Source organism: Sphingomonas sp. SP5, assembly GCF_058313455.1.
The window spans coordinates 145,667-169,201 of sequence record NZ_JBZFLF010000005.1; the positions used below are offsets into that span (position 1 = coordinate 145,667).

General features: G+C 67.7%; 27 protein-coding genes. 19 read left to right on the forward strand and 8 right to left on the reverse strand.

The annotated features are described in order from the left end of the window. Positions 1-44 precede the first annotated feature (44 nt). On the forward strand, positions 45-767 hold the full coding sequence (locus tag AC4GY7_RS13490) for a dienelactone hydrolase family protein (protein WP_491115021.1): 723 nt from the start codon (positions 45-47) through the stop codon (positions 765-767). A gap of 113 nt (positions 768-880) precedes the next feature. After that, positions 881-1,048, forward strand: coding sequence for a YegP family protein (locus AC4GY7_RS13495; RefSeq protein WP_491115023.1), 168 nt, complete (start codon positions 881-883; stop codon positions 1,046-1,048). A gap of 29 nt (positions 1,049-1,077) precedes the next feature. On the opposite strand, the gene AC4GY7_RS13500 is transcribed toward AC4GY7_RS13495, so the two are convergent. The 4 genes from AC4GY7_RS13500 to hemE all read right to left on the reverse strand — a co-directional run bounded on the left by AC4GY7_RS13500 (position 1,078) and on the right by hemE (position 4,961). Beyond that, positions 1,078-1,782: a TerC family protein gene (locus tag AC4GY7_RS13500; RefSeq protein WP_491115364.1), complete on the reverse strand. Its 705-nt coding sequence runs from the start codon at positions 1,780-1,782 to the stop codon at positions 1,078-1,080. Between the two features lie 265 nt (positions 1,783-2,047). Continuing rightward, positions 2,048-3,304 carry a transcription termination factor Rho gene (gene rho, locus AC4GY7_RS13505; RefSeq protein WP_443584396.1) on the reverse strand — a complete coding sequence of 419 codons (1,257 nt, stop codon included), beginning with the start codon at positions 3,302-3,304 and terminating at the stop codon, positions 2,048-2,050. A gap of 191 nt (positions 3,305-3,495) precedes the next feature. Further along, complete coding sequence (locus AC4GY7_RS13510) at positions 3,496-3,942, reverse strand: CopD family protein (protein ID WP_491115366.1); 447 nt, start codon at positions 3,940-3,942, stop codon at positions 3,496-3,498. Beyond that, on the reverse strand, positions 3,942-4,961 hold the full coding sequence (gene hemE, locus AC4GY7_RS13515; protein WP_491115025.1) for a uroporphyrinogen decarboxylase: 1,020 nt from the start codon (positions 4,959-4,961) through the stop codon (positions 3,942-3,944). The genes AC4GY7_RS13510 and hemE overlap by 1 nt, the downstream gene beginning before the upstream one ends. A 328-nt stretch (positions 4,962-5,289) precedes the next feature. On the opposite strand from hemE, the gene AC4GY7_RS13520 reads away from it, so the two are divergent. The 11 genes from AC4GY7_RS13520 to AC4GY7_RS13570 all read left to right on the forward strand — a co-directional run bounded on the left by AC4GY7_RS13520 (position 5,290) and on the right by AC4GY7_RS13570 (position 12,310). After that, the gene (locus AC4GY7_RS13520) at positions 5,290-6,099 is read left to right on the forward strand and encodes a pyruvate, water dikinase regulatory protein (protein ID WP_443584398.1); all 810 of its coding nucleotides are present in this window, start codon (positions 5,290-5,292) and stop codon (positions 6,097-6,099) included. 114 nt (positions 6,100-6,213) lie between these two features. Beyond that, the gene (locus AC4GY7_RS13525; RefSeq protein WP_491115028.1) at positions 6,214-6,828 is read left to right on the forward strand and encodes a Maf family protein; all 615 of its coding nucleotides are present in this window, start codon (positions 6,214-6,216) and stop codon (positions 6,826-6,828) included. Then, entirely contained in the window at positions 6,825-7,694 is an 870-nt protein-coding gene (locus AC4GY7_RS13530; RefSeq protein ID WP_491115030.1) for a shikimate dehydrogenase family protein, read from the forward strand. The genes AC4GY7_RS13525 and AC4GY7_RS13530 overlap by 4 nt, the downstream gene beginning before the upstream one ends. After that, the gene (coaE, locus tag AC4GY7_RS13535; protein WP_491115032.1) at positions 7,691-8,284 is read left to right on the forward strand and encodes a dephospho-CoA kinase; all 594 of its coding nucleotides are present in this window, start codon (positions 7,691-7,693) and stop codon (positions 8,282-8,284) included. The genes AC4GY7_RS13530 and coaE overlap by 4 nt, the downstream gene beginning before the upstream one ends. 7 nt (positions 8,285-8,291) lie before the next feature. Further along, a complete protein-coding gene (dnaQ, locus tag AC4GY7_RS13540) occupies positions 8,292-8,984 on the forward strand; it encodes a DNA polymerase III subunit epsilon (protein ID WP_491115035.1) in 693 nt (230 codons plus the stop codon). A gap of 50 nt (positions 8,985-9,034) precedes the next feature. After that, positions 9,035-9,640 (forward strand): ribosome hibernation-promoting factor, HPF/YfiA family, encoded by a 606-nt coding sequence (gene hpf, locus AC4GY7_RS13545; protein ID WP_491115038.1) that lies wholly within the window; start codon positions 9,035-9,037, stop codon positions 9,638-9,640. 64 nt (positions 9,641-9,704) lie between these two features. Then, entirely contained in the window at positions 9,705-10,169 is a 465-nt protein-coding gene (locus AC4GY7_RS13550; RefSeq protein ID WP_491115040.1) for a PTS sugar transporter subunit IIA, read from the forward strand. Further along, positions 10,159-10,617 carry a PaaI family thioesterase gene (locus tag AC4GY7_RS13555; RefSeq protein WP_443584405.1) on the forward strand — a complete coding sequence of 153 codons (459 nt, stop codon included), beginning with the start codon at positions 10,159-10,161 and terminating at the stop codon, positions 10,615-10,617. The genes AC4GY7_RS13550 and AC4GY7_RS13555 overlap by 11 nt, the downstream gene beginning before the upstream one ends. Further along, entirely contained in the window at positions 10,614-10,940 is a 327-nt protein-coding gene (locus AC4GY7_RS13560; RefSeq protein ID WP_491115043.1) for a DUF1491 family protein, read from the forward strand. The genes AC4GY7_RS13555 and AC4GY7_RS13560 overlap by 4 nt, the downstream gene beginning before the upstream one ends. A 139-nt stretch (positions 10,941-11,079) precedes the next feature. Then, on the forward strand, positions 11,080-11,754 hold the full coding sequence (locus AC4GY7_RS13565; RefSeq protein WP_491115045.1) for a cell wall hydrolase: 675 nt from the start codon (positions 11,080-11,082) through the stop codon (positions 11,752-11,754). A 64-nt stretch (positions 11,755-11,818) separates the two neighbouring features. Beyond that, positions 11,819-12,310 carry an MmcB family DNA repair protein gene (locus AC4GY7_RS13570; RefSeq protein WP_491115047.1) on the forward strand — a complete coding sequence of 164 codons (492 nt, stop codon included), beginning with the start codon at positions 11,819-11,821 and terminating at the stop codon, positions 12,308-12,310. 16 nt (positions 12,311-12,326) lie between these two features. On the opposite strand, the gene ribA is transcribed toward AC4GY7_RS13570, so the two are convergent. Both ribA and AC4GY7_RS13580 read right to left on the reverse strand, forming a co-directional pair. Then, positions 12,327-13,400: a GTP cyclohydrolase II gene (ribA, locus tag AC4GY7_RS13575; protein ID WP_491115049.1), complete on the reverse strand. Its 1,074-nt coding sequence runs from the start codon at positions 13,398-13,400 to the stop codon at positions 12,327-12,329. Beyond that, positions 13,397-14,179, reverse strand: coding sequence for an exodeoxyribonuclease III (locus tag AC4GY7_RS13580; protein ID WP_491115052.1), 783 nt, complete (start codon positions 14,177-14,179; stop codon positions 13,397-13,399). The genes ribA and AC4GY7_RS13580 overlap by 4 nt, the downstream gene beginning before the upstream one ends. A 134-nt stretch (positions 14,180-14,313) precedes the next feature. Here AC4GY7_RS13580 and AC4GY7_RS13585 point away from each other — a divergent pair, with 134 nt between their 5' ends. The 3 genes from AC4GY7_RS13585 to AC4GY7_RS13595 are packed head-to-tail and all read left to right on the forward strand — an operon-like array spanning position 14,314 to position 16,005. Further along, positions 14,314-15,207 (forward strand): tetratricopeptide repeat protein, encoded by an 894-nt coding sequence (locus AC4GY7_RS13585; protein ID WP_491115368.1) that lies wholly within the window; start codon positions 14,314-14,316, stop codon positions 15,205-15,207. After that, the gene (locus tag AC4GY7_RS13590) at positions 15,204-15,827 is read left to right on the forward strand and encodes an LON peptidase substrate-binding domain-containing protein (protein WP_491115054.1); all 624 of its coding nucleotides are present in this window, start codon (positions 15,204-15,206) and stop codon (positions 15,825-15,827) included. Before AC4GY7_RS13585 ends, AC4GY7_RS13590 begins: the two co-directional genes overlap by 4 nt. A gap of 10 nt (positions 15,828-15,837) precedes the next feature. Next, a complete protein-coding gene (locus tag AC4GY7_RS13595) occupies positions 15,838-16,005 on the forward strand; it encodes a Trm112 family protein (protein WP_491115056.1) in 168 nt (55 codons plus the stop codon). A gap of 13 nt (positions 16,006-16,018) precedes the next feature. On the opposite strand, the gene AC4GY7_RS13600 is transcribed toward AC4GY7_RS13595, so the two are convergent. Both AC4GY7_RS13600 and AC4GY7_RS13605 read right to left on the reverse strand, forming a co-directional pair. Further along, the gene (locus AC4GY7_RS13600; protein ID WP_491115058.1) at positions 16,019-16,591 is read right to left on the reverse strand and encodes an MAPEG family protein; all 573 of its coding nucleotides are present in this window, start codon (positions 16,589-16,591) and stop codon (positions 16,019-16,021) included. Continuing rightward, on the reverse strand, positions 16,588-17,802 hold the full coding sequence (locus tag AC4GY7_RS13605) for a UbiH/UbiF/VisC/COQ6 family ubiquinone biosynthesis hydroxylase (RefSeq protein ID WP_491115060.1): 1,215 nt from the start codon (positions 17,800-17,802) through the stop codon (positions 16,588-16,590). Before AC4GY7_RS13605 ends, AC4GY7_RS13600 begins: the two co-directional genes overlap by 4 nt. 153 nt (positions 17,803-17,955) lie before the next feature. Here AC4GY7_RS13605 and AC4GY7_RS13610 point away from each other — a divergent pair, with 153 nt between their 5' ends. The 3 genes from AC4GY7_RS13610 to AC4GY7_RS13620 all read left to right on the forward strand — a co-directional run bounded on the left by AC4GY7_RS13610 (position 17,956) and on the right by AC4GY7_RS13620 (position 23,497). Next, positions 17,956-20,277, forward strand: coding sequence for a DNA translocase FtsK (locus AC4GY7_RS13610; protein WP_491115062.1), 2,322 nt, complete (start codon positions 17,956-17,958; stop codon positions 20,275-20,277). Between the two features lie 595 nt (positions 20,278-20,872). Further along, the gene (locus AC4GY7_RS13615; protein WP_491115064.1) at positions 20,873-22,807 is read left to right on the forward strand and encodes a S9 family peptidase; all 1,935 of its coding nucleotides are present in this window, start codon (positions 20,873-20,875) and stop codon (positions 22,805-22,807) included. Positions 22,808-22,891: 84 nt separating this feature from the next. Further along, positions 22,892-23,497: a LolA family protein gene (locus AC4GY7_RS13620; protein ID WP_491115066.1), complete on the forward strand. Its 606-nt coding sequence runs from the start codon at positions 22,892-22,894 to the stop codon at positions 23,495-23,497. Positions 23,498-23,535 lie beyond the last annotated feature (38 nt).

Below are 23,535 nucleotides of genomic sequence, written 5' to 3' on the forward strand. Positions count from 1 at the left end.
GCCATTGCATAGCCGAGCCCGCCCCCACGCGCGAGAGGACCCCCATGAGCAAGACTATCCAGATCGGGACGCTGGACGACCGCGGCCAGTTCGACGTCTATGTCGCCGAGCCGAGCGGTACGCCCCGTGCCGCCGTCGTCGTCATCCAGGAGATTTTCGGCGTCAACGTCGGCATCCGCAGCAAGGCGGACGCCCTTGCCGAAGCCGGCTATCTCGCGCTGGCGCCCGACCTGTTCTGGCAGATCGCACCGGGCGTCGAGCTCGATCCCGACCTTCCCGACCAGATGCAGCAGGCCCTGGGCTTGATGGGCAAGTTCAACCAGGATGCCGGCATCCGCGATATCGAAGCGACGATCCGCACCGCCCGCACCCTGCTGAACGATGCACAGGATGCCAGCGGCATCGCGGCCAAGGTCGGCGTGGTCGGCTATTGCCTGGGCGGCCGCCTCGCCTTCATGACCGCGACGCGCACCGACGTGGATGCCGCGGTCGGCTATTACGGCGTCGGCATCGACGGCCTGCTTGGCGAGAAGCACGCCATCGCCCATCCGGTGCTGCTCCACATTCCGCAGGAGGATCATTTCGTCGACCATGATGCGCAGGCACGCATGCATGCCGGGCTCGACGATCATCCCAAAGTCACGCTCTATGATTATCCGGGCGAGGATCACGGCTTCGCCGCAGCCATGGGCCAGCGCCGCTCCGAAGCCGCCGCCCGCCAGGCGGACGAGCGCACCGCCGCCTTCTTCGCCAAGCATCTCGGCTGAACCTCCATGCAGGAGCTGATTACCGCCACGCCGGATGCGCTTGTCGCGCATCTGGCGAATGTCAGCTGCTAATCTCTTCTTCCTGCGGGATATTCCCGCTGTGGGAGAGCCAGATGTATTTCGAAAAATATCTACAGGGCGGCCAATGGCGTTGGCGCCTGAAAGCCGCCAATCATGAGATCATCGCTTCGGGCGAAAGCTACGTCTACGAGGCAGGCTGCGACAACGCGATCACCCTGATCAAGGGGACCAACGCCGCCACCCCCGTATACCGCCAATAACAGAAAGGGGGCCATCTGGCCCCCTTTCCTTATCCGAACAGCGTCATGACCCCGACATTGGGGTCGACCACTCCTTCGTAGATCATCTTGCCCGCAACATAGAGGATCACCAGCAGGCCGATATAGGCGATCCAGCGATAGCGCTCGATATACTTGGCGATGATGTTGGCGGCGATGCCCATCAGCGCCACCGACAGCAGCAGCCCGATGATGAGGATGCCGGGATGCTCGCGCGCCGCACCGGCGACGGCCAGCACGTTGTCGAGGCTCATCGACACGTCGGCGACCGCGACCGCCCAGGCCGCCGCGGCGAAGCTCTTGGCTGGCTTCAGCCCCGATGTCTCGTCGCCTGCCACTTCGGGCGATCCGGCATTGTGCTCCTGGCGCAGTTCACGCCACATCTTCCACGCGACCCACAGCAGCAGGATACCGCCGGCAAAGATCAGCCCGATCACGCCGAGCAGCCAGCTCACCGCCAGCGCGAAGACGATGCGCAGCACCAGCGCGGCGAGGATACCGATCAGGATCACCTTCTTGCGCTGGTCGATCGGCAGGCCCGCGGCGAGCGCGCCGACGACGATCGCATTGTCGCCGGCCAGCACCACGTCGATCATCAGCACCTGCACGAACGCCGACAAGGCCGAGGGCGAGCCAAGGTTCGAGAAATCGTTGACGATATGCTGCCAGATCTCGGCCGGCGATCCCGGCCCGCTGGCGGCGGCCGCGCTCAGCATGGCGATGATGGACACGTATGACACTCCCGGTTGATGCCTCGAGTGCATAACGCAGCAGCGCGCGAAAGCCATGGCTTGCACGCGCTGCGAGGATTGTAAGGTTTTGTTGCTGATATCCCACCGTTCGTGCTGAGCCTGTCGAAGCACGTTTTGGGGAGCGGGCCGGACGCGGGCGAAGCCCGCGTCGTCGGACGGGATGCCTTACGGCACCCGCCGGCCGCGCTGGTGCGAGTCAGCCGGACGTGGCCGGCTGCCGCACTGCGCACTACTGATTCATGCTGTCGAAGAAATCCTCGTTGGTCTTCGAATTCTTCATCTTGTCGAGCAGGAACTCCATCGCGTCGATCGTGCCCATCTGCATCAGGATGCGGCGCAGCACCCACTGCTTGCTGAGCTTGTCCTTGTCGACCAGCAGCTCTTCCTTGCGGGTGCCCGACTTGCCCACGTCCAGCGCCGGGAAGACCCGCTTGTCGGCGACCTTGCGGTCGAGGACGATTTCGGAATTGCCGGTGCCCTTGAACTCTTCGAAGATCACCTCGTCCATGCGGCTGCCCGTATCGATCAGCGCGGTGGCGATGATCGACAGCGAACCGCCCTCCTCGATGTTGCGCGCCGCGCCGAAGAAGCGCTTGGGCCGTTGCAGCGCGTTGGCGTCGACACCGCCGGTCAGCACTTTGCCTGAGGACGGCACAACCGTGTTGTAGGCGCGGCCCAAGCGGGTGATGCTGTCGAGCAGGATCACCACATCCTTCTTGTGCTCGACCAGCCGCTTTGCCTTTTCGATAACCATTTCAGCCACTTGCACGTGACGCTGTGCCGGTTCGTCGAAGGTCGAGGACACCACCTCGCCCTTCACGCTGCGCTGCATGTCGGTGACTTCCTCGGGCCGCTCGTCGATCAGCAGGACGAGCAGGAACACCTCGGGATGGTTGTCGGTGATCGCCTTGGCGATGTTCTGCAACATCACCGTCTTGCCCACGCGGGGCGGCGCCACGATCAGCGTGCGCTGTCCCTTGCCCTGTGGCGAGACGATGTCGATGACGCGCGCCGACTTGTCCTTCTGCGTCGGATCGGCGGGATCGAGCGTCAGCTTCGATTCCGGATACAGCGGCGTCAGGTTGTCGAAGTTGACGCGGTGACGCACCGCATCCGGATCGTCGAAATTGACAGAGGTGAGCTTGGTCAGCGCGAAATAGCGCTCGCCGTCCTTGGGCGCGCGGATCTCACCCTCGACCGTGTCGCCGGTACGCAGCCCGTGCTTCCGCACCTGGTTGGGCGAGATGTAGATGTCGTCCGGCCCGGCGAGGTAATTCGCCTCCGGGCTGCGCAGGAAGCCGAAGCCGTCCTGCAGGACCTCGATCGTGCCGAGGCCCATGATCTGGTCGCCGTTCTCGGCCTGCACCTTCAGGATCGCGAACAGCAGATCCTGCTTGCGCAACGTCGAGGCGCCCTCGACCCCCAGCTCTTCGGCCATGCTGACCAGCTCGGCAGGGGTCTTTTTCTTCAAGTCTTTGAGATGCATGGAATAATCCGAATGCGGAAGTCGGGGGGAGATAGCTTGGGTCGGCGAAGGAACCGCAGCGACGAAAAGCCGATAGGAGGAACGCGGAGTCACCGGACGGCGGCTCTACGCGCGATGAGGAGGTAAGAGCGGCGGCAGGGTTCGTCAAGCGGATTGCCGCCCGCCCTGCCGTCTCGACCCGGAACGACGTCTCAGAACGGCTTCACGAACGCCAGCACGACGATGACGATCGCCATCAGCGCCGGCACTTCGTTGACCATCCGCAGCGTCCGGCCGGTCAGCCGCATCTCGCCGCGCGCCAGCCGCCTGGCATAGCCGACCGCCCAGCCGTGATAGCCCGACAGCAGCAGCACGAAGAGCAATTTGGCGTGCAGCCACCCTTCGCCCCAATGCTGGCCGATCGTCGCCAGCGTCAGGCCCAGCACCCACACCGCGACCATCGCCGGGGTCAGGATGATGCGGCGCAGCTTCGTCTCGCGTTCGACCCACAGCGCCGCCTCTTCGGCACGCCCGGCAGCCAGGGCCTCCTGGTGATAGACCAGGTAGCGCGGCAGCATGAACATGCCCGCCATCCAGAAGATCACGACGATCACATGCGCCGCGACGATCCACAGGTACGCGCCCGCCACCCAGTCCATCATTGCCCCCGCACCCGCGCCAGCAGTCGTTCGACATGGGCGACCGGCGTGTGCTGGCCGATGCCATGCCCCAGGTTGAAGACGTGCGGACGATCCGGGAATGCCGCCACCACGCGGTCGATGCCGGCATCCAGCGCTGCCCCGCCGGCGAGCAGCGCCAGCGGATCGAGGTTGCCCTGCACCGGCATGCCCTGCGGCAGCACCGCATCCGCCCAGGCCGGATCGACCGTCTCATCGAGGCCGATCGCATCCACCCCCGTCTCGCGCGCATAGACGGGCAGCTTGCCGCCAGCACCCTTGGGGAAGCCGATGATGCACGCATCGGGGCAGCGCGCGCGCAGCCCCGCGACGATCGCCGCATTGGGCGCGATCACCCAGCGTTCGAACTGCGCCGGTGACAGCGATCCTGCCCAGCTGTCGAACAGCTGCACCGCCTCCACTCCCGCCGCGATCTGCCGCGACAGATAGTCGATCGTCATCGCGACGATCGCATCGATGATCGCCTGGAACGCGCCCGGATCGGCATAGGCGACGCTGCGCGTCTCGCCCTGGTCCTTCGACCCCTGCCCCGCCACCATATAGGTCGCGACCGTCCAGGGAGAGCCGGCAAAGCCCAGGAAGGTGGTCTGGGGCGGCAAGGCGGCGGCCACCCGCTCGCAGGTCGCATAGACCGGCTCCAGCCGCTCCGGCACCCGTTTCAGCGCGCCCAGCGCGTGGTCGACCAGCGGTGGTGCCAGCCGCGGCCCCTCCCCCGGCCCGAACGTCAGGTCCTGCCCCAAGGCCCAAGGGACCATCAGGATGTCGGAGAACAGGATCGCCCCGTCGAAGCCGAAGCGGCGGATCGGTTGCAGCGTCACCTCCGCCGCCGCGTCCGGATCGGTGGCGAGCGCCAGGAAGCCGCCCTTCTCCGCCCGCAGCGCGCGATACTCCGGCAGGTAACGTCCCGCCTGACGCATCAGCCAGATCGGCGGCACGGACGGCTTGGCACCCCGCAGGACGGCGAGCAGCGGCTTGTTCACAGGGGCGGTATTCACAGGGTCGGGCAGGGCCTTCTTCCTATATAAGAAGATTCTAGAAAAGGATGATGCAGTGGTTGGCACGTGGAACGCGGGATAAAGCGTTTCATGCCCTAATCACCCACAGGTTGACCGGCAAGAAGCCGCGATTCCGCGTCGATTCGGCGATCCGCATGCCCGGTATCCACAGGCTGTGGATAAATCCATTCCCTGTGGGCGCGGCTGTGGATGGAATGCGGGTTGTCCACGCCGCACCGGTCGCTTGGCGAGGGTGCCGAGTTGCCCTATCCCTTGTCCCCATGTTGTCCACAATTCGGCCCCGGAGGGGGTCATGATGCGCCTGCACCTCCACCTCCTGTCGGACTCGACCGGCGAGACGCTGGAGAACATCGCCAAGGCCGCGCTCGCCCAATATGACGACGTCGAAACCGTGCGCCATTTCTGGCCGATGGTGCGCACCGAGGCGCACCTCGAACGCATCCTTCAAGAGATTGCGCAGAACCCCGGCCTCGTCGTCTTCACGCTCGTCAACGTCGCGACGCGGCGTATCCTCGAACAGCGCTGCCTCGCGCTGGGACTGCCGGCGGTGGCGCCGCTCGACCCGGTGAACGATGCGCTGTCGGGGCTGCTCGGCCAGCAGGCCAAGGCCCGGCCCGGTCGCCAGCACGCGCTCGACGCCGCCTATTTCGCACGCGTCGATGCCATCCAGTGGACGATCGCGCACGATGACGGCATCGCGCACGAGGATTGGGAAGAGGCCGATATCGTCCTCGCCGGCGTGTCGCGCTCGTCGAAGACGCCGACCTCGATCTATCTCGCCAACCGCGGGTGGAAGACGGCGAACATCCCGATCGTCGTCGAAAGTCCGCCGCCGCGCATCCTGTTCGCGTTGCAGCGGCCGCTGGTCGTCGGCCTCACCACCAGTGCCGATCGGCTGATCCAGATCCGCCGCAACCGCCTGCTCTCGCTCAACCAGATGCCCGACACCGCCTATGTCGAGGAGGAAGCGGTGACGCGCGAAATCGCCTATGCCCGCCGCATGTTCGCCGACAATGGCTGGCCGGTGATCGACGTCACCCGCCGCTCGATCGAGGAAACCGCCGCCGCGATCATCGCACTGGCGAACCAGCGCAAGGTGTGATGTGTCACGCCCCTTTCGTCATCACGGCGAACGCCGGGACCCATGGATGCGGGCGGCCGATGGTTCGCGCTTCGTCCGGACGCGTCGTAACCATGGATTCCGGCGTTCGCCGGAATGACGGATAAAGGTGTGATCGTGAGCAAACTCCTCCTCGCCTCGCAAAGCGCTTCGCGCCGCGCCATGTTGAGCGCGGCCGGCGTGCCGTTCGACGCCACCGCCGCCGGCGTCGACGAGGACGCCGCCAAGGCGTCGCTCGCCGGATCGAAACCCCGCGACCTTGCCGATGCGCTCGCCGAACTGAAGGCGGTGAAGGTCAGCCTACGCCATCCCGACCGGCTGGTGCTCGGCAGCGACAGCGTCGTCGCGCTCGCCGATGGCACGTTGCTCGACAAGCCCGAGAGCCGCGAAGAGGCCGCCGAGCATCTCGCCCGCATGTCCGGCACCCGCCACGAACTGTGGAGCGCCGCGGTGATCGCGGAAGGCGGCCGCCCGGTCTGGCGGCACGTCGAGGCGGCGCGCATGCACGTCCGCCCGCTCTCCCCTGCCTTCATCGATGCCTATCTCGACGGGGAATGGCCGGTGATCGCCGGCTGCGTCGGCTGCTACCGGATCGAGGGGCCGGGCGCGCAGCTGTTCACCCGGATCGAGGGCAGCCAGTTCACCGTGCTCGGCCTGCCGCTGCTCAACGTCCTCGATTACCTCAGAATCCGCGGAGTCCTGCCGGCATGAGCCCATCCTACGCACCCGCCGGCGGAGGCCGGCCCTACGCATCCGCCGGTCATGGCCGGCCTTATGCTGAGGTGATCGGCGATCCGATCGCCCAGTCCAAATCGCCGATCATCCACGGCTTCTGGCTCGATGCGCTCGGCCTCGACGCCGAATACCGCAAAACCCTGGTCAGCGCCGACGACCTGCCGCGCTTCTTCGCCGAGCGCCGCGAGGATCCCGACTGGCGCGGCTGCAACATCACCATGCCGCACAAGCTCGCCGCGCTCGACCATGTCGAGGATCGCGGCGACGTGCGCAGCGGCATCGGCGCGATCAACACCGTGTTTCGGGCAGAAGACGGCACACCCGTCGGCACCAACACCGATGCCGGCGGCTTCTACGCCCCGCTCGCCGGGTTCGACCTGACCGGCAAACCGGTGACCGTCGTCGGCGCCGGCGGTGCCGCCCGCGCGATCCTGTTCGCGCTCGCCCGCATGAACGTCGGTCCGGTGACGTTGCTCAACCGCAACGTGCTGAAGGCAGGCGTGCTGCTGTCGTCGTTCGGCCTCAAGGGGCAGGCGCTGCCGCTCGCCAGCCCGCTTGCCCCCGATACCGCGCTGCTGGTCAACGCCAGCACGCTCGGCATGGCCGGGCAGCCGCCGCTCGACCTCGATCTCGACGGCCTGGGCGAAGAGGCGATCGTCTACGACATCGTCTACGCCCCGCTGGAGACGCCGCTGCTCGCCGCCGCGCGCGCGCGCGGGCTGGAGACGGTGGATGGCCTGGAGATGCTGATCGGCCAGGCGGCGCTCGCCTTCGAACTGTTCTTCGGGGCGGAGCCGCCGCGCGATGGCGACGATGCGTTGCGCGACCTGCTGACGGCATGACGATCCTGGGCCTCACCGGCTCGATCGGCATGGGCAAATCCACCGTCGCCGCGATGTTCGCGGCCGAAGGCGTGCCGGTGTTCGATGCCGATGCCGCCGTGCATCGGTTGCAGGGGCCGGGCGGTGCGCTGGTCGCAGCGATCGAGGCGGCCTTCCCCGACACCACCGGGCCGGCGGGGGTGGACCGCCCTGCCCTCGCCGCGGCGGTGCTGGGCGATGATGCGGCGATGAAGCGGCTGGAGGCCATCGTCCACCCCGCCGTCGCCGCGGAGCGGGCCGCCTTCCTCGCCGACCATGCCGATGCACCGCTGATCGTGTTCGATATCCCGCTGCTGTTCGAAACCGGCGGCGACGCAGCGGTGGATCGCGTCGCGGTCGTTTCCGCCGCGCCCGACGTGCAGCGCGCCCGCACGCTCGCCCGCCCCGGCATGACGCCTGCCAAGTTCGACGCGATCCTCGCCCGCCAGTTGCCCGACGCGGCAAAGCGCGCGCGCGCGCATGTCGTCATCGCCACCGACGTGCCGTTCGACAGCACGCGCGAGGCGGTCCGCCGCGTGATCGCTTGCATGGCGGCGCGCCCGGGCGGATAGAAGGATCATGCGCGAGATCGTTTTCGATACCGAAACCACCGGCCTCAGTTTCGCCGGCGGCGACCGGCTCGTGGAGATCGGTTGCGTCGAGATGGTCAACCGCGTCGAGACCGGCCGCACCTTCCACGCTTATTACCATCCCGAACGGGGCATGCCGGCCGAGGCGCAGGCGGTGCACGGCATCACCGAGGCGTTTCTCAGCGACAAGCCCAAGTTCGCCGACGCGGTGCACGACCTGGTCGACTTCCTCGGCGATGCGCCGCTGATCGCGCACAATGCCGGCTTCGACTTTTCCTTCCTGAACGGCGAGTTGCAGAAGTGCGGCCGGCCGATCGTCCATGTCGGGCGGATGGTCGATACGCTGCAGATCGCGCGCAGCCGCCATCCCGGCGCCAAGCACACGCTGGATGCGCTCTGTTCGCGCTTCGGCGTCGACCGGTCGCACCGCGTGCTGCACGGCGCACTGCTCGACGCGCAGCTGCTCGCGCAGGTCTATGTCGAGCTGATGGGCGGCCGCCAGATCGGCCTGGGCCTGGTCAGCGACGTGGCGGCGGTGGAGAGCGTGCAGGTCGCGGTGCGCAAGCCGGTGACGGTGCGCCCGCCGCGCACGTTCCGCGCCTCGCCGACGGAACTTGCAGCCCACGCCGCATTTGTTGCCAAGTTACAGGATCCGCTTTGGGGGGTCGAGGCGTTCGAATAACGCCAACCGGGTACAGGCCAACAGGCCGGCCCACATTGATGGAGAAGACGATGGATATCCGGATTTCTGGTCACCAGGTCGCAACCGGCGACGCGCTCAAGGATCATGCGAGCGACCGGCTTCAGGGTATCGCCACCAAATATTTCGCCCGTGCCATTTCGTCGGAGGTGACGTTCAGCAAGGGGCCGCACGACGTCGGCTTCCGCTGCGACATCGTCGTCCACGTGATGAAGGGGCTGGTGCTGAAGGGCAGCCACCAGGCGCAGGATGCCCATCCCGCCTTCGACGGGGCGGCCGGCAAGATCGAGACGCAGCTGCGGCGCTACATGCGCCGCCTCAAGGATCGCCACGCCAGTGAGGCGGTCGCGATGCAGGAGGACATGGGCTACGACAACGCCGGCTATACCCTGTTCCAGGAAGCGGTGGCCGAAGAGGATACCGGCGATGCGCCGCTCATCATCGCCGAAACCCGCGTCGACATTCCCGATGCCAGCGTGTCGGATGCGGTGATGATGCTCGACCTGCGCAACACCGCGGCGCTGCTGTTCCGCAACGCCGGCACCGGCACCTACAACATGGTCTATCGCCGCGGTGACGGCACGATCGGCTGGGTCGAGCCGCAGCGGGTCGAGGCAACCCAGCCCGCCGCCGGCTGACCTTCCTATCCCCCGCCGGACCGGCTAGGGCCGGCGGGGTTCCTCCCCTTCCCCAGAAAGCGTCATGCAAGACTTCAGCGACCTGCTGCGTCCGGAGGCCGTCTACAAGGACGTTGCCGTCGCCCATAAGAAGGGCCTGTTCGCGCAGCTCGCCACCGCGGCGGATGCGCTCGGCCTCGACGGGCGGCTGACCGCCGAACGGCTGATCGCGCGCGAGAAGATCGGCTCGACCGGTTTCGGCGGCGGCGTCGCCATCCCGCATGCCCGCCTGCCCGATCTGCCGGCGGTGACCGGCGTCTTCATGCGCCTTGCCCAGCCGATCGAATTCGACGCGGTCGACGATCTGCCGGTCGACCTCGTCTTCATGCTGGTGTCGCCGGTGGAGGCGGGGGCGGAGCATCTGAAGGCGCTCGCCCGCGTCTCGCGGCGGCTGCGCGATCGCACCTTCCTCGGCAAGCTGCGCGGGGCGGGTTCCCCCGATGCGCTCTACGCCTTGTTCACCGCCGACGCGGCGCGCGATGCCGCCTGAGGATGCGGGCGCCACGGCGCATTACCGCGCGCTGGAGTCGCTCTATGCCGCAGCGCCGATCAACCGCCTGTTCGAATCGCGGCTGGAGATCGTCGAGGCCGGCGTCGCGCGCATCCATTTCCGCATCGACGAACGCCATTACCACGCCGCCGGCGCCGCGCACGGCACCGGCTATTTCAAGATGCTCGATGACGCCGCCTTCTATGCGGCGAACAGCCTCGTCACCGATCGATTCCTGCTCACCACCGCCTTCAACCTGCTGCTGACGCGCCCGTTGAAGGCGGGGCCGGTGGTGGCGGAGGGGCGCTGGATCAGCGGCCGGCGCCGCGTCTACGTCGCCGATGCCCGGCTGATCGACGCCGATGGCGAGGAAGCGGCGCGGGGCACCGGCACCTTCATGCGCTCGCAGATCCCGCTGTCCGGCCTGCCCGGCTATCGCATCCCGTGACGGACCGCCTGCCGACGCAGCTCGTCGTCGGCGCGCTGGTGCGCCGGGTCAACGACGCGGGCGGCATCGCCATGATCCGTGCCAGGGGCGATCCCCACAGTGGCGGCATCCTGCTGCTGGTCGACGATCGTTCAGGTCCGGTACGGGTGCTGGAACGCACAATCGGCCTGGATGGGGCTGTGGGTCTGACCGATTCGGTCCCGTCCGATGGGGCCGAGGCCTATTGGCAGCGGCGGCGGTCACGCGATCCCGATCTGTGGGTCGTCGATCTGGACGGCGCGGAAGCCCAACGCTTCGCCGCTGAAACGATCCTGGCCGATTGACGCATCGCGCGCGGCATGGCGATGCAACAGCCATGTTGAAAACGCGTTGTGCTGCGCCGGGGTGCGATCCGGGCCGGTGACGCAGTCGGGGGGACACCCGGACGATCCGGCCACGCCGGTTTGCCCGTGATCCAACCGCATGTCGAATACGTTGATGACGATCATGCAGCGTGCCGCGATCATCGCGGCGATGACCCTCTCGCTGGCCGGCCTCGCCGGTGCCGCCACCGCCGAAACGCCCGATCGCACCGCGATCCCCGCGCCGGCCTCTGCGGTTCAGGTCATCAACACCGTTGCCCCCATCGCGGTTCCCGCCCCCCGCGCCGCCCCGGCGCTGCAGATGGTGCAGAGCCTGCCCGTTTCCCGCCCCGCCGCCCCGTCCATCACCGAAGACGATGGCGATTACGACAGCCTCGCCGAAGCCGTCGCGGCGCAGGAAAGTGCCGAGATCGACGAGGCGCAACGCTGCCTCGCCGGTGCGATCTATTTCGAATCCAAAGGCGAGCCGCTCGCCGGCCAGCTCGCCGTCGCCAACGTCATCATCAACCGCTCGAAATCGGGCCGCTTCCCTGCCGACGTGTGCTCGGTGGTGAAGCAGCGCGGCCAGTTCAGCTTCGTGCGCGGCGGTGAAATCCCGTCGATCGACGAAGGCCGCACCGCCTGGCGCACCGCCCTCGCCGTCGCCAAGGTCGCGATGGCCGCCGCCTGGGAAAGCCCCGCCCCCAAGGCGCTGTTCTTCAACACGCCGGATCGCCGCCCCGGCCGCAATCTCACCCGCATCGCGATGATCGGCCACCACGTCTTCTATCGCTGATTGCCGCCCCAGCATTATCCATGGGTGCTTGCCCCGTTCGCTGAATGTTCCTAAAGCGGCGGTCATGCTCGACATGGCCCCGGCTTCCTGTCTGGACGGCGGCGATCCCGCGATCTGCACTGCCGATGTGGCGCGCGGCGTCACCCGGATGCTGCTGCGCCACGACCTCACCACGATACCCGAAGTCCCGCTGGAGGGCGGGCGCCGCGCCGACCTGATGGCGGTGGACGCACGCGGCCAGCTGGTGATCGTCGAGATCAAGGTGTCGCGCGCCGACCTGATGGGGGATGGCAAATGGCCCGATTACCTCGGCCATTGCGATCGCTATTATTGGGCGGTGCCGGCCGGGTTCGACCTCGCACCGCTCGACGGCAGCGCCTTCCTGCCGGAGCGGACCGGCGTGATCGTCGCCGACCGCTACGATGCGGCGATCGTACGCGAGGCGCATACCGTCCCGCTGCCCGCGCACGTCCGCAAACGCTGCACCCTCGCCTTCGCTAGGCGGGCGGCTCGGCGGCTGACCGGACTAATCGATCCCGACGCCTTCGTGGAGTGATCGAGGCGCGTCCCGCCTACAATTGATGCCCCGTTCGGTCGCGCTTGGTCGCCAGATAGCGCGCATTGTGCGGGTTGGGCGGTAGCGCATGCGGCACGCGCTCGACCACCGCGATTCCCGCTGCCTCCAGCCCGGCGACCTTGGCGGGATTGTTGGTCAGCAGCCGCACCGACCGCTGGCCGATCAGCTCCAGCATCCGCGCCGCCACGCCAAAATCGCGCGCATCCACCGCAAAGCCCAGCCGCGTGTTGGCATCGACCGTGTCGAACCCCTGATCCTGCAGCGCATAGGCGCGCAGCTTGTTGACCAGGCCGATTCCGCGCCCCTCCTGCCGCAGGTAGAGCAGGATGCCCCAGCCATGCGCCCGGATCGCCGTGATCGCTGCGCGCAGCTGCGGCCCGCAATCGCATTTCAGGCTGCCGAGCACGTCGCCGGTCAGGCATTCGCTGTGCAGCCGCACCAGCGGCGGCGTGCCATTGGGCTGGCCGATCAGCAGCGCGACATGCTCGTCGCTCGAATCGGGCGCGCGAAAGGCGACGATCTCCGCATCCTCGGCGCCATCGACCGGCAGCCGCGCCCGCGTCGCCAGCCGCAGCGCGCGCGCGTCCTGATGCGCCTCGATCGCTCGCGGCGCGATCGTCACCTCGGGATCGCGCCCGTCGATGACGAAGGCCGGCAGCAGCCCGGCGATCCGCGCCAGCCGGATCGCGGCGAGGCTCGCGACCGGCCGGTCGACCGCCATGGTGCGGAACGGACCCTTCAACGGCGTCGCGAGGTCGAATTGCGGATCGGCAAGCGCCACCGCGGTGGAAAAGTCGAGCCAGCGCGCCGGCTCGATCACCACCGGCGTATCCGGATCGGCGGCGGCGAGCTGGTTGGTCAGCTTCAGCGTCGCCGCCCGCCCGCTGGAGATCAGCAGCGGAAAGCCGCCATCGGCCGCGAACGCCGCGACACCATTGGGATCGGCGGTTTCCACCGCGAGCAGGGGCAGGGGGGCTTCGTCGTCGGCATGGATCGCGATCGGCCAGCCGCGGCGCAGCGCGTCGATCGCCCGTGCCACGTCGCGCGCGGTGTCGGACCGGCGGTTCAAAAGGCGAACTCGGTCATGATCGGCACATGGTCCGACGGCTTCAGCCAGCTGCGGCAATCCTCGAACACCCTGTGGCTCACCGCCGCCGCGGCGACGTCGCCCGTCGCCCACATATGATCGAGCCGCCGGCCTCGATCGTTCTTGGTCCAGTCGGGCGAGCGATAGCTCCACCAGGTATGCAGCCGCGCCGGCGCCGGGTGGAAATGCCGGCCCAGGTCGACCCAGTCGTTCGACCCCTTCAACCGGTCGAGCGCCTCGACCTCGATCGGTGTATGGCTGACCACCTTCAACAGCGCCTTGTGGCTCCACACGTCGCTCGGCAGCGGCGCGATGTTGAAATCGCCGGTCAGGATGGTCGGGCCATCGAGGTCCCTAGACCAAGTGGTCATCCGCTCGACGAAATCCAGCTTCTGCCCAAACTTCGGATTAACCGCACGATCGGGCACGTCGCCGCCTGCCGGTACGTAGACATTCTCCAGCCGCACGCCGTTCGGCAGCCGCACGCCGACATGCCGCGCCTCGCGATTGGCCTGCCAGTCGAACCGATCGTCCTCGGCGATGGGCACCCGGCTGAGGATCGCGACGCCATGATGCATGCGCTGGCCGTGGATGACGGTATGGTCGTATCCCAGCGCGCGGAACGTATCGAACGGGAAGTCGGCGTCGATCACCTTGGTTTCCTGCAGGCACAGGATGTCCGGCTCCGCCTCGCGCAGGAACTGTTCGACGATGGCGATCCGGAAGCGGACCGAATTGATGTTCCACGAAACGATCTTCACACGCCGCCATGTAGCGAGGGCAGGGAGCCGCCGCCAGACGTACCGGGCTTTTGGCAAAACCCTTGGCGTCGCGCGCATCCTGCCCCACATGGGCGACAACGCATACGAAGGAGCAGCTTTTGGCCACGTTAGGAATGTCGCCAGCCGAGAAGCAGGCGGTCGAGGCTTTCCGCCGCGACGTCGTCGAACCGTCGATGACCTCCCTCGTCATTATCGATTTCTGGGCGGAATGGTGCGGGCCGTGCAAGGCGCTGGCGCCGGTGCTGGAAAAGGTCGCCGCGGCCTATGCCGACAAGGGCGTCGTGCTGGCCAAGGTCGATACCGACAAGAACCAGTTCATCGCCGCGCAATTCCAGATCAAGTCGATCCCGACCGTCTATGCGATGTTCCAGGGCCAGCTGGTCGCCGACCTGACCAATGCCCGCACCGAATCGCAGCTGCGCACCATCCTCGACCAATTGCTGAAACAGCTGCCGATCCAGTCGGCGGATGCCGATGCGGCGGCGGAGATCGAGCCGCTGATCGCGATGGGTGAGGACGTGCTGGCGGAAGGGGATGCGGCGCGCGCGCTGTCGATCTTCGACCAGTTGTTCGAGATGGCGCCGGATCATCCCGCCGTCCTCTCCGGCCGCATCCGCGCGCTCGTCGCCGCAGGACAGACCGAAGAGGCGCAGGCGGCGATCGACGCCTTGCCCGCCGACCTCAAGGATGCCGGTATCGAACGCGCCAAGGCGACGCTCGCACTGGCGCAAAGCGCGCAGCCGGTGGAGGATTTCGCGGGGCTGGAGGCAGAGGTTACCAACAATCCCGACGACCACGAACGCCGCTTCGCGCTCGCCAACGCTCAGATGGCGGCGGGCAACCGCGATGCGGCGGCGGACAATCTGCTCTACATCGTCGCCGCCGACCGCGAATGGAACGAGGGCGCGGCGCGCGCGCAGCTGCTCAAGCTGTTCGAGGTCGTCGGGCTGGAGGATCCCTGGGTATCCGCGCAACGGCGGCGGCTCTCCGCGATCCTGTTCGGATGACGAACCCGACGCGCCTGTCGATCTTTCCCTTGCCCGGGGCCTTGCTGTTCCCGGGCATGCACCTGCCCCTGCACATCTTCGAGCCGCGCTATCGGGCGATGGTGAGCGATGCGATGGTGCGCGACCGGCGCATCGGCATGATCCAGCCGATGGGAATGGCGGGCGGCGGCGATCGCCCGACGCTCTACGACATCGGCTGCGTCGGCCGGATCGCCGAGGTCGAGGCGCTGGACGACGGCCGCTACAATCTGGTGCTGGAGGGCGTGGCACTGTTCCGGGTGCTGCGCGAACTCGACGTGACGACCCCGTTCCGCCAAGTGGAGGCGGAATTGCTGCCGGTGCCGGAGGACGAAACCCTGTCGCTCGGCCGACGATCGTCGCTCGAACTCGAATCGCGCCGCTTCGCCGATACGCAGGGCTATGCGGTGGATTGGGAGGCGGTCGGCCGGCTCGACGATGAAAGCTTGGTCAACGGCATCGCCCAGATCGCGCCGTTCGATGCCGCGGCGAAACAGGCGCTGCTCGAGGCGCCGGATATCGAGACGCGCGCCGAACTCATCATCCAGCTGATGCAATTCTTCGGCCGCCACGACGGCGAGGACAAGGTGACGCTACAATGAGGAGCGGGAAATGACTGTGGACCCCTGGCTGCTCGAACGGCTGGTCTGCCCGGTGACCCGCCAGCCGCTGCGCTACGACGAAGCCGCGCAGGAACTGGTCTCGGAGGCCGCGGGCCTCGCCTATGCCATCCGCGACGGGGTGCCGGTGATGCTGGCGGACGACGCGCGGCGCCTCTGACGCAGGGCCGCCGTTACCCGACCAGCGCCAGCGCCGCCATCAGCAGCGCAGCGACGCTGGGGTAGAAGGTCAGCGCGAAGCCCAGCGCACGCGCCTCCGCGCCATCGCGATAGCCGCTCCAGAACAGCAGCCGCCCCGCCGAGAAGCACGCCGCGAACAGCGCCACCGGCACCCGTGCATGGTCGCTGACCAGGGTCAGCGCACCATAGGCCAGCAGCGCGAGCAGCGCCTGTTCCGCGGTGTTGCGCAGCACCGCATTGGCCGCATCCACCCGGGGATCGATGCCGTTGCCGCCATCGATCGCGTCCGTCGAGCCATAGCGCCGCCGCGCCACGTCGCCGATCGCCGCCGCGACCCACAGGCCCAGCGTCAGCGCCGCGATGCCCAGCGTGAACAGCCGCGCATCCAGCGTCGCGGCATAGCTGCGCGCATAGCCGATGATCGCCGCCGCCAGCGTCAGCCCCAACCCGATCCCGATCCCGCGCGCCACCCCGCGCTGCGCCCTGCTCATCGGCGTAGCGGGAGCAGGGGCGGGGGCCGGGGCGGGGGCGGGGGCGGGGGCAGGCGAGGGGGCCGGCTCGCTCACACCAGCAATCCCTGCAGCAGCTTGGGCAGCGCGCCGCTTTCGCCACGCGCTTCCGCCATGAAGCGGTTCTTGAGCGGCGGCAGCTTGTCGACCGCGCTGATGCCCAGGCGGCGCACCGCACTCGCCGTCTTGCCGGGGATGCCGAACAGCCGGGTCAGCGTATCGGTGGCGGCGGCGACCATCAGCGTGTCGAGCCCGCGCCAGCGCTGGTAGCGCTCGAGCAGCGCGGGATCGCCGAGGTCGAGCCCCAGCCTCTTGCCCTCAACCAGCACCTCGGCCAGCGTCGCCACGTCGCGCAGGCCCAGGTTGAGCCCCTGGCCCGCGATCGGATGGATGCCATGTGCAGCGTCGCCGACCAGCGCCAGCCGCTCCGCGGTGATCCGCGCCGCATGGTGAAAGCCCAGTGGGTAGCTCGCGCGCGGGGAGGGGGCGGAGAGTTCGCCCAGGAACCCGCCCATGCGCTTGCTCGCTTCGGCCAGGAAGGCCCGGTCGCCGAGCTTCATCATGCCCGGCCCGTCCGCCCCCTTCACCGACCAGACGATCGCCGAGCGATGGCCGATGTCGTCGTCGGGCAGCGGCAGCAGCGCGAACGGGCCGGAGGGGTAGAAGATCTCGAACGCGATATCCTCATGGCTGTGTTCGTGGTGGAAGGCGCCGACGATCGCGGCATGATCGTAGTGCCAGCGTGCCACCGGGATGCCCGCCGCCTCGCGCGTCGGTGAATTACGTCCCTCCGCCGCGACCAGCAGGGCTGCGGTCACGGTCGCACCCGAATCGAGCGTCGCGGTGACGCCGGCCGGGCCCCTCACCACCTGCGTCGCGCGCGTCTGCATGCGCAGGTCGACATGGGTCGCGGCGCTCGCCGCCTCGAACAGGGCGCGCCGCAGCAGCTTGTTCTCGTACATCGTACCCAGCGGATCGTCGCGTTCGCCGGGGCGGAAATCGAGCTTGCCGGGGGCAAGGCCGTCGCTCACCCGGATATGCCGGATCGCGCAGCCTTGGCCGGCCAGCCGCGCACCGACGCCGATCGCATCGAGCATCCGCCCGCTCGCACTGGCGATCGCCGAGGCGCGCCCGTCGAAGCCGGGGGCCAGCATCACCGCCGGATCGGCGGGATCGACGACGATGCTGCCGACCCCATGCGCATCGAGCGCGAGCGCTAGCGTCGCGCCGACCAGGCCGCCGCCGAGGATGATGACGTCTGTATCCATGCGCCTTCCCCTACAGGTCGCGGCGGTCCCTGCCAACGGCGTCGCGGCTGACGAAGAGCAGCGCCCCGGATCGCCCCGTCGCAGCCGTCTTGACGGAACGCCGCCGCGGCCCGATGATTCCGGCGATTTTTCGCACATTGAAGGGATCGGGCGATGGCGAGCCGTGCGCAGCCAGGCTTGTTGCGTGAGACGGTGAAGGCGGGGGCGGTGCGCGGCGGAGCGCTGATCGCGGCGATCGCCATCATCTTGGTGACGCTGCTGATGGTGCTGGCGCTGGCGAGCTACCATGCCAGCGACGCCGCGCTCAACACCGCCTCGGGCGGGCCGATCCAGAACCTCGCCGGTCCTCCGGGGGCGTGGTTCGCCGATCTGGCGCTGACCGTCTTCGGGCCGGCGGTGGCGCTGCTGCTGCCGGTCGGGCCGATCGTCGCGGCGAGGCTGTGGCGCGACCAGCCGCCGGGGCGCTGGGCGGCGATGCTGCGCAATGCGGTGATCGGCGTCGCGCTGATGGCGGCGGCGCTCGCCTTCGTCTCCGATTCCTCGGTGCTGGCGCTGCCGGCGGGCTGGGGCGGGGTGGTCGGCCTGTCGGTGGCGCGCCTCGTCGCATGGGCGCTGTCGTTCATCGGCCAGCCGGGCACCGAACGCTGGCTGGCGCGCGGCATCGGCCTCGTCATCGGCGTCGCCGGCATCATCGTCTGGGCGAAGAGCCTGGAGATCGACCTCGGCGAACGTCGCTTCCGCCTGCGTCGCATCCGCACCGCCGACGGCGAGACGATCGAGGACGTGTACGATTACGACGTGGACGAGGAGGAGGAGGAAGAGCCGCTGCAACTCGCCCGCAAGGTGGTGGAGCCGCGCGCCGTCGCCACCCCGGATCCGCGCCCCGCGCCGGTAATCGCCGATCGCACGGTCGCCCCCTCCGCCGCCCGGCCCAAGCCGAAGCAGCAGAGCTTCGACCTCGGCCACACCTATGCGCTGCCGCAGATCGACCTGCTCACCCCGGCGCCGCCCGCGCCCAAGGGGACGATCGACAAGGCCTCGCTGGAACGCAACGCCCGCCTGCTCGAAAACGTGCTCGACGATTTCAAGGTGCACGGCGTCATCAACGAAGTGCGCCCCGGCCCGGTCGTGACCATGTACGAACTGGAGCCCGCGCCCGGTATCAAGGCCAGCCGCGTCATCGCGCTCGCCGACGATATCGCCCGCAACATGAGCGCGGTGTCGGCGCGCGTCGCGGTGATCCCCGGCCGCAACGTGATCGGCATCGAGCTGCCGAACCAGAAGCGCGAATCGGTCAGCCTGCACGAACTCGTCGGCAGCCAGACGTTCGAGGATCAGGCGGCGCAGCTGCCCATCATCCTGGGCAAGAACATCGCCGGCGATCCCGTCATCGCCGATCTCGCGCCGATGCCACACCTGCTCGTCGCGGGCACCACCGGCTCGGGCAAGTCGGTCGGCCTCAATTGCATGATCCTCTCGCTGCTCTACCGGCTGACGCCCGACCAGTGCCGGATGATCATGATCGATCCCAAGATGCTCGAACTGAGCATGTACGACGATATCCCGCACCTGCTGTCCCCCGTCGTCACCGATCCCGCCAAGGCGGTGCGCGCATTGAAATGGGCGGTGGAGACGATGGAGGATCGCTATCGCCAGATGTCGTCGGTCGGCGTGCGCAGCCTCGCGGGCTTCAACGACAAGGTGCGTGCCGCCAAGGCCAAGGGCCAGCGCCTCGGCCGCCGCGTCCAGACCGGCTATCACCCCGAAACGGGCCAGCCGGTGTATGAGGAGGAGCAGCTCGACTACGAGCCGCTGCCGCAGATCGTCGTCATCGTAGACGAGCTCGCCGACCTGATGATGACCGCGGGCAAGGAGGTGGAATTCCTGATCCAGCGCCTCGCGCAAAAGGCGCGCGCCGCCGGCATCCACCTCATCATGGCGACGCAGCGCCCGTCGGTCGACGTCATCACCGGCGTCATCAAGGCGAACCTGCCGACCCGCATCAGTTTCCACGTCACCAGCAAGATCGACAGCCGCACCATCCTGGGCGAACAGGGCGCCGAACAGCTGCTGGGGCGCGGCGACATGCTCTACATGCCCGGCGGCAAGGGCATCGTCCGCGTTCACGGCCCCTTCGTCAGCGACGACGAGGTGCGCGGCATCGCCGATCACTGGCGCGCCCAGGGTCAGCCCGATTATATCAGCTCGGTCACCGAAGAACCCGAAGACAGCTTCGCACTGGAAGGCGCACCGGAGGGCGAGGACACGGCCGAAGACCAGCAGTATCGCGCCGCGATCCAGCTGGTGTGCGAATCGCAAAAGGCCTCGACCAGCTGGCTCCAGCGCCAGCTGCGCATCGGCTACAATTCGGCCGCTCGCCTGATCGAAAAGATGGAAAAGGATGGCATCGTCAGCCGCCCCGACCATGTCGGCCGCCGCGAGGTGCTGCGCGATACGGAGGGACACGCGATCTGAGCGTGGGGCTGCGTTCGCTAGGGCTGATCGACATGCAGAATGAAGGACCCTCTTCATCCTCCCCCGCCAGGGCAGCTATCGCATATGGCGATGATAGCTGCCGGCTGCAGGTGAAGGGGCATGCCATCCAGGTATCCTTCGTCACCCCGGACGTGTTCCGGGGTCCACCGCGCCGCGAAATCCATAGCGTATGGGTGCGCGGCACGGTGGATGCCGGACCAAGGCCGGAATGACGGAGGATTGAAGAACCCCCCGGATCAGACAGCCGATTGCAATAGCCCTGCCTTGGCGGGGAGGGATTGAATGTCGATTGGTCCTAAGCCCCCGATGGACGATCGCGTATGGGTCCGCGGTGCTGCCATCGACCTCGTTTAAGTGACCGCACGATTCACGCTGTCCTATTTGGAAAAGCCGTGAAACACCGCTCCGAGATCGTCTCGTCCACTGCTCTTTGACATCCGCTCGCACTCGCTGACGACACCTGCGTTCGTGAGACTTTTGTGACCTTTCGCGGCCACGCTTGCCCGAAACCGCTTGATCCGGGCTACCGACCTGCCACTCTATCGCTTTGATATAACACATCGAGGGAACGCCAGTGAAACGCATCACCGCAGCCGTCACGCTGACCATTGCCGGCGCGGCGATGGCTCAGGATAGCGGCCCCACCGTCGCGCCGCCCGCGGCGATCGTCGCCGACGGCATCCCGCCGGTGCCGCAGGCCCTTGCCGATGCGACGCGGCCCTATCTCGAATCGCGCGCCGCCGGGTTCGACGGCTGGAACCCGGTGACGCGCGGCGTGCTGGTGTCCACCCGCTTCGGCAATACCGCGCAGCTGCACGAGGTGGCGATGCCGCTGGGCATGCGGCGGCAGCTGTCGTTCGAGGCGGATGCGATCGCCGGCGCCAGCTATGCGCCCCGCCGCGGCGACGTGCTGGTGGTGCAGAAGGACGTCGGCGGCAGCGAATTCTGGCAGCTCTATACGCTGAAGGACGGTCGCCTCACGCTGCTCACCGACGGCAAGAGCCGCAACGCGATCAACGCCTGGAGCCACGACGGGCGCTGGCTCGGCTATTCCTCCACGCGCCGCAACGGGACGGACAACGACCTCTACATCATCGATCCGCGCGATCCCAAGAGCGACCGGCTCGTTGCCAGGGTGCAGGGCGGCGGCTGGGCGATCGGCGACTTCGCGCCCGATGCGAAGACCGCGGTGGTCAGCCAGTATCTGTCGGTCAACAAGACCAACCTGTACCTGATGACGGTCGCCACCGGCCGCATGACCCCGATCGGCGACCCGGCGCAGCCGATCGCCTATGGCGATGCGAAGTTCGCGCCCGACGGTACCTTGTGGGTGACCTCGGACGAAGGATCGGACTTCCAGCGCCTCGGCACGATCGATCCGCGGACCGGCCGCTTCACCGCGGTGGCGCCCGAGGTGAAATGGGATGTCGCTGGCTTCGACATATCCGACGACGGCCGCACCATCGCCTATGTCGTCAACGAAGCCGGCATCGACCGGCTGAAGCTGCTCGATGTCGCCAGCCGGCGGGCTCGCACCGTGCCGCTGCCCGCGGGCGGGATCGGCGGTGTGGCGTTCGCGCCCTGGGGGGCGCTGGGCTTCACGCTCACCTCGGCGAAGGCGCCGGCCGATACCTATTCACTCGATCCCGCGACGCTGAAGGTGACGCGCTGGACGGCCAGCGAGACCGGCGGACTCGATCCGCAGCGCAACGTCGAGCCTGAATTCATCGAGGTGAAGAGCTTCGACGGCGAACCCGTCTCGGGCTTCCTCTACCGCCCCGATCCGAAGCGCTGGCCGGGCAAGCGGCCGCTGCTGTTCAACATCCATGGCGGGCCGGAAGGGCAGTCGACCCCCGGCTTTCTCGGCCGCAACAACTATCTCATCAACGAACTCGGGATCGCGATCTTCTACCCTAACGTCCGCGGCTCGACCGGGTTCGGCAAGCGCTTCGTCGCGCTCGATAACGGGCCGTTCAAGCGCGAGGATTCGGTGAAGGATATCGGCGCCTTCCTCGACCGGCTGGAAAAGGACTCGCGCATCGATCCCAAACGGATCGCGGAGACGGGCGGCAGCTACGGCGGCTACATGTGCTATGCGGTGGCGATCCGCTACGGCGACCGGTTCAAGGCGGCGAACTGCATCGTCGCCATCTCCAACTTCGTCACCTTCCTCGAAAACACGCAAAGCTATCGCCGCGACCTGCGCCGGGTCGAATATGGCGACGAGCGCGTGGCGGAGCAGCGCGCCAAGCTGACCGCGATCAGCCCGCTGACCCGCGCCGCGGAACTGAAGATCCCGCTGATGGTCGTCACCGGCGGCAACGATCCGCGCGTGCCGGCATCGGAGGCGAACCAGATGGTCGCCGCGGTCCGCGCCAACGGCGTGCCCGCCTGGCACCTGCTGGCCAGGGACGAGGGCCATGGCTTCGCCAAGAAGGAGAACCAGGACTATCAGTTCTGGACCAGCCTCCTGTTCTGGCGCGCCAACCTGCTCGGGCCGGGCAAGTGAAGGGGGGGGCCGCCGGGGGCTTGAACCCCGGCGGCGTTTGGCGGTTAAGCACGCATTCAACGCTCGCCCTGCATCAGGATGCCCATGATCCGATACGCCCTTGCCCTCACCGCGCTGGTCGCGCCCGCCGTCCTCCCCGCCCAGGCGACCGGCGATCTCGCCGCGGTGCAGCGGCACCTCCAGTCGGTCGAGACGATGACCGCCGACTTCACGCAGACCGATCGCAACGGCAAGGTGCTGACCGGCACCTTCACCCTCAAGAAGCCGGGCAAGCTGCGCTTCCAATATGAAAAGGGCGTGCCGATCCTGATCGTCGCGGAAGGTGGCGCGCTGACCTTCATCGATTATTCGGTACGGCAGGTGCAGCGCTGGCCGATCAAGAATTCGCCGCTCGGCGTGCTGCTCGATCCCACCCGCGACATCACCCGTTATGCGCGGCTGGTGCAGACCGGCAACGACGCGGTCGTATCGGTCGAGGCGAACGATCCGAAGCATCCCGAATATGGCCGCATCACATTGATCTTCGCGCGCCAGCCCTCGGCGCCGGCGGGTCTGTCGCTGCAAGGCTGGGTGGCGCTAGACAGCCAGAACAATCGCACGACGATTCGCCTGTCGAATCAGCGATTCGGCGTACCGGTTAGCGACCAGACGTTCAAATGGAACGACCCACGGCGGACCAATAGCCGCTGACAGGGCAGAATCCGACCCGTCATTCATGCAAGCGACAG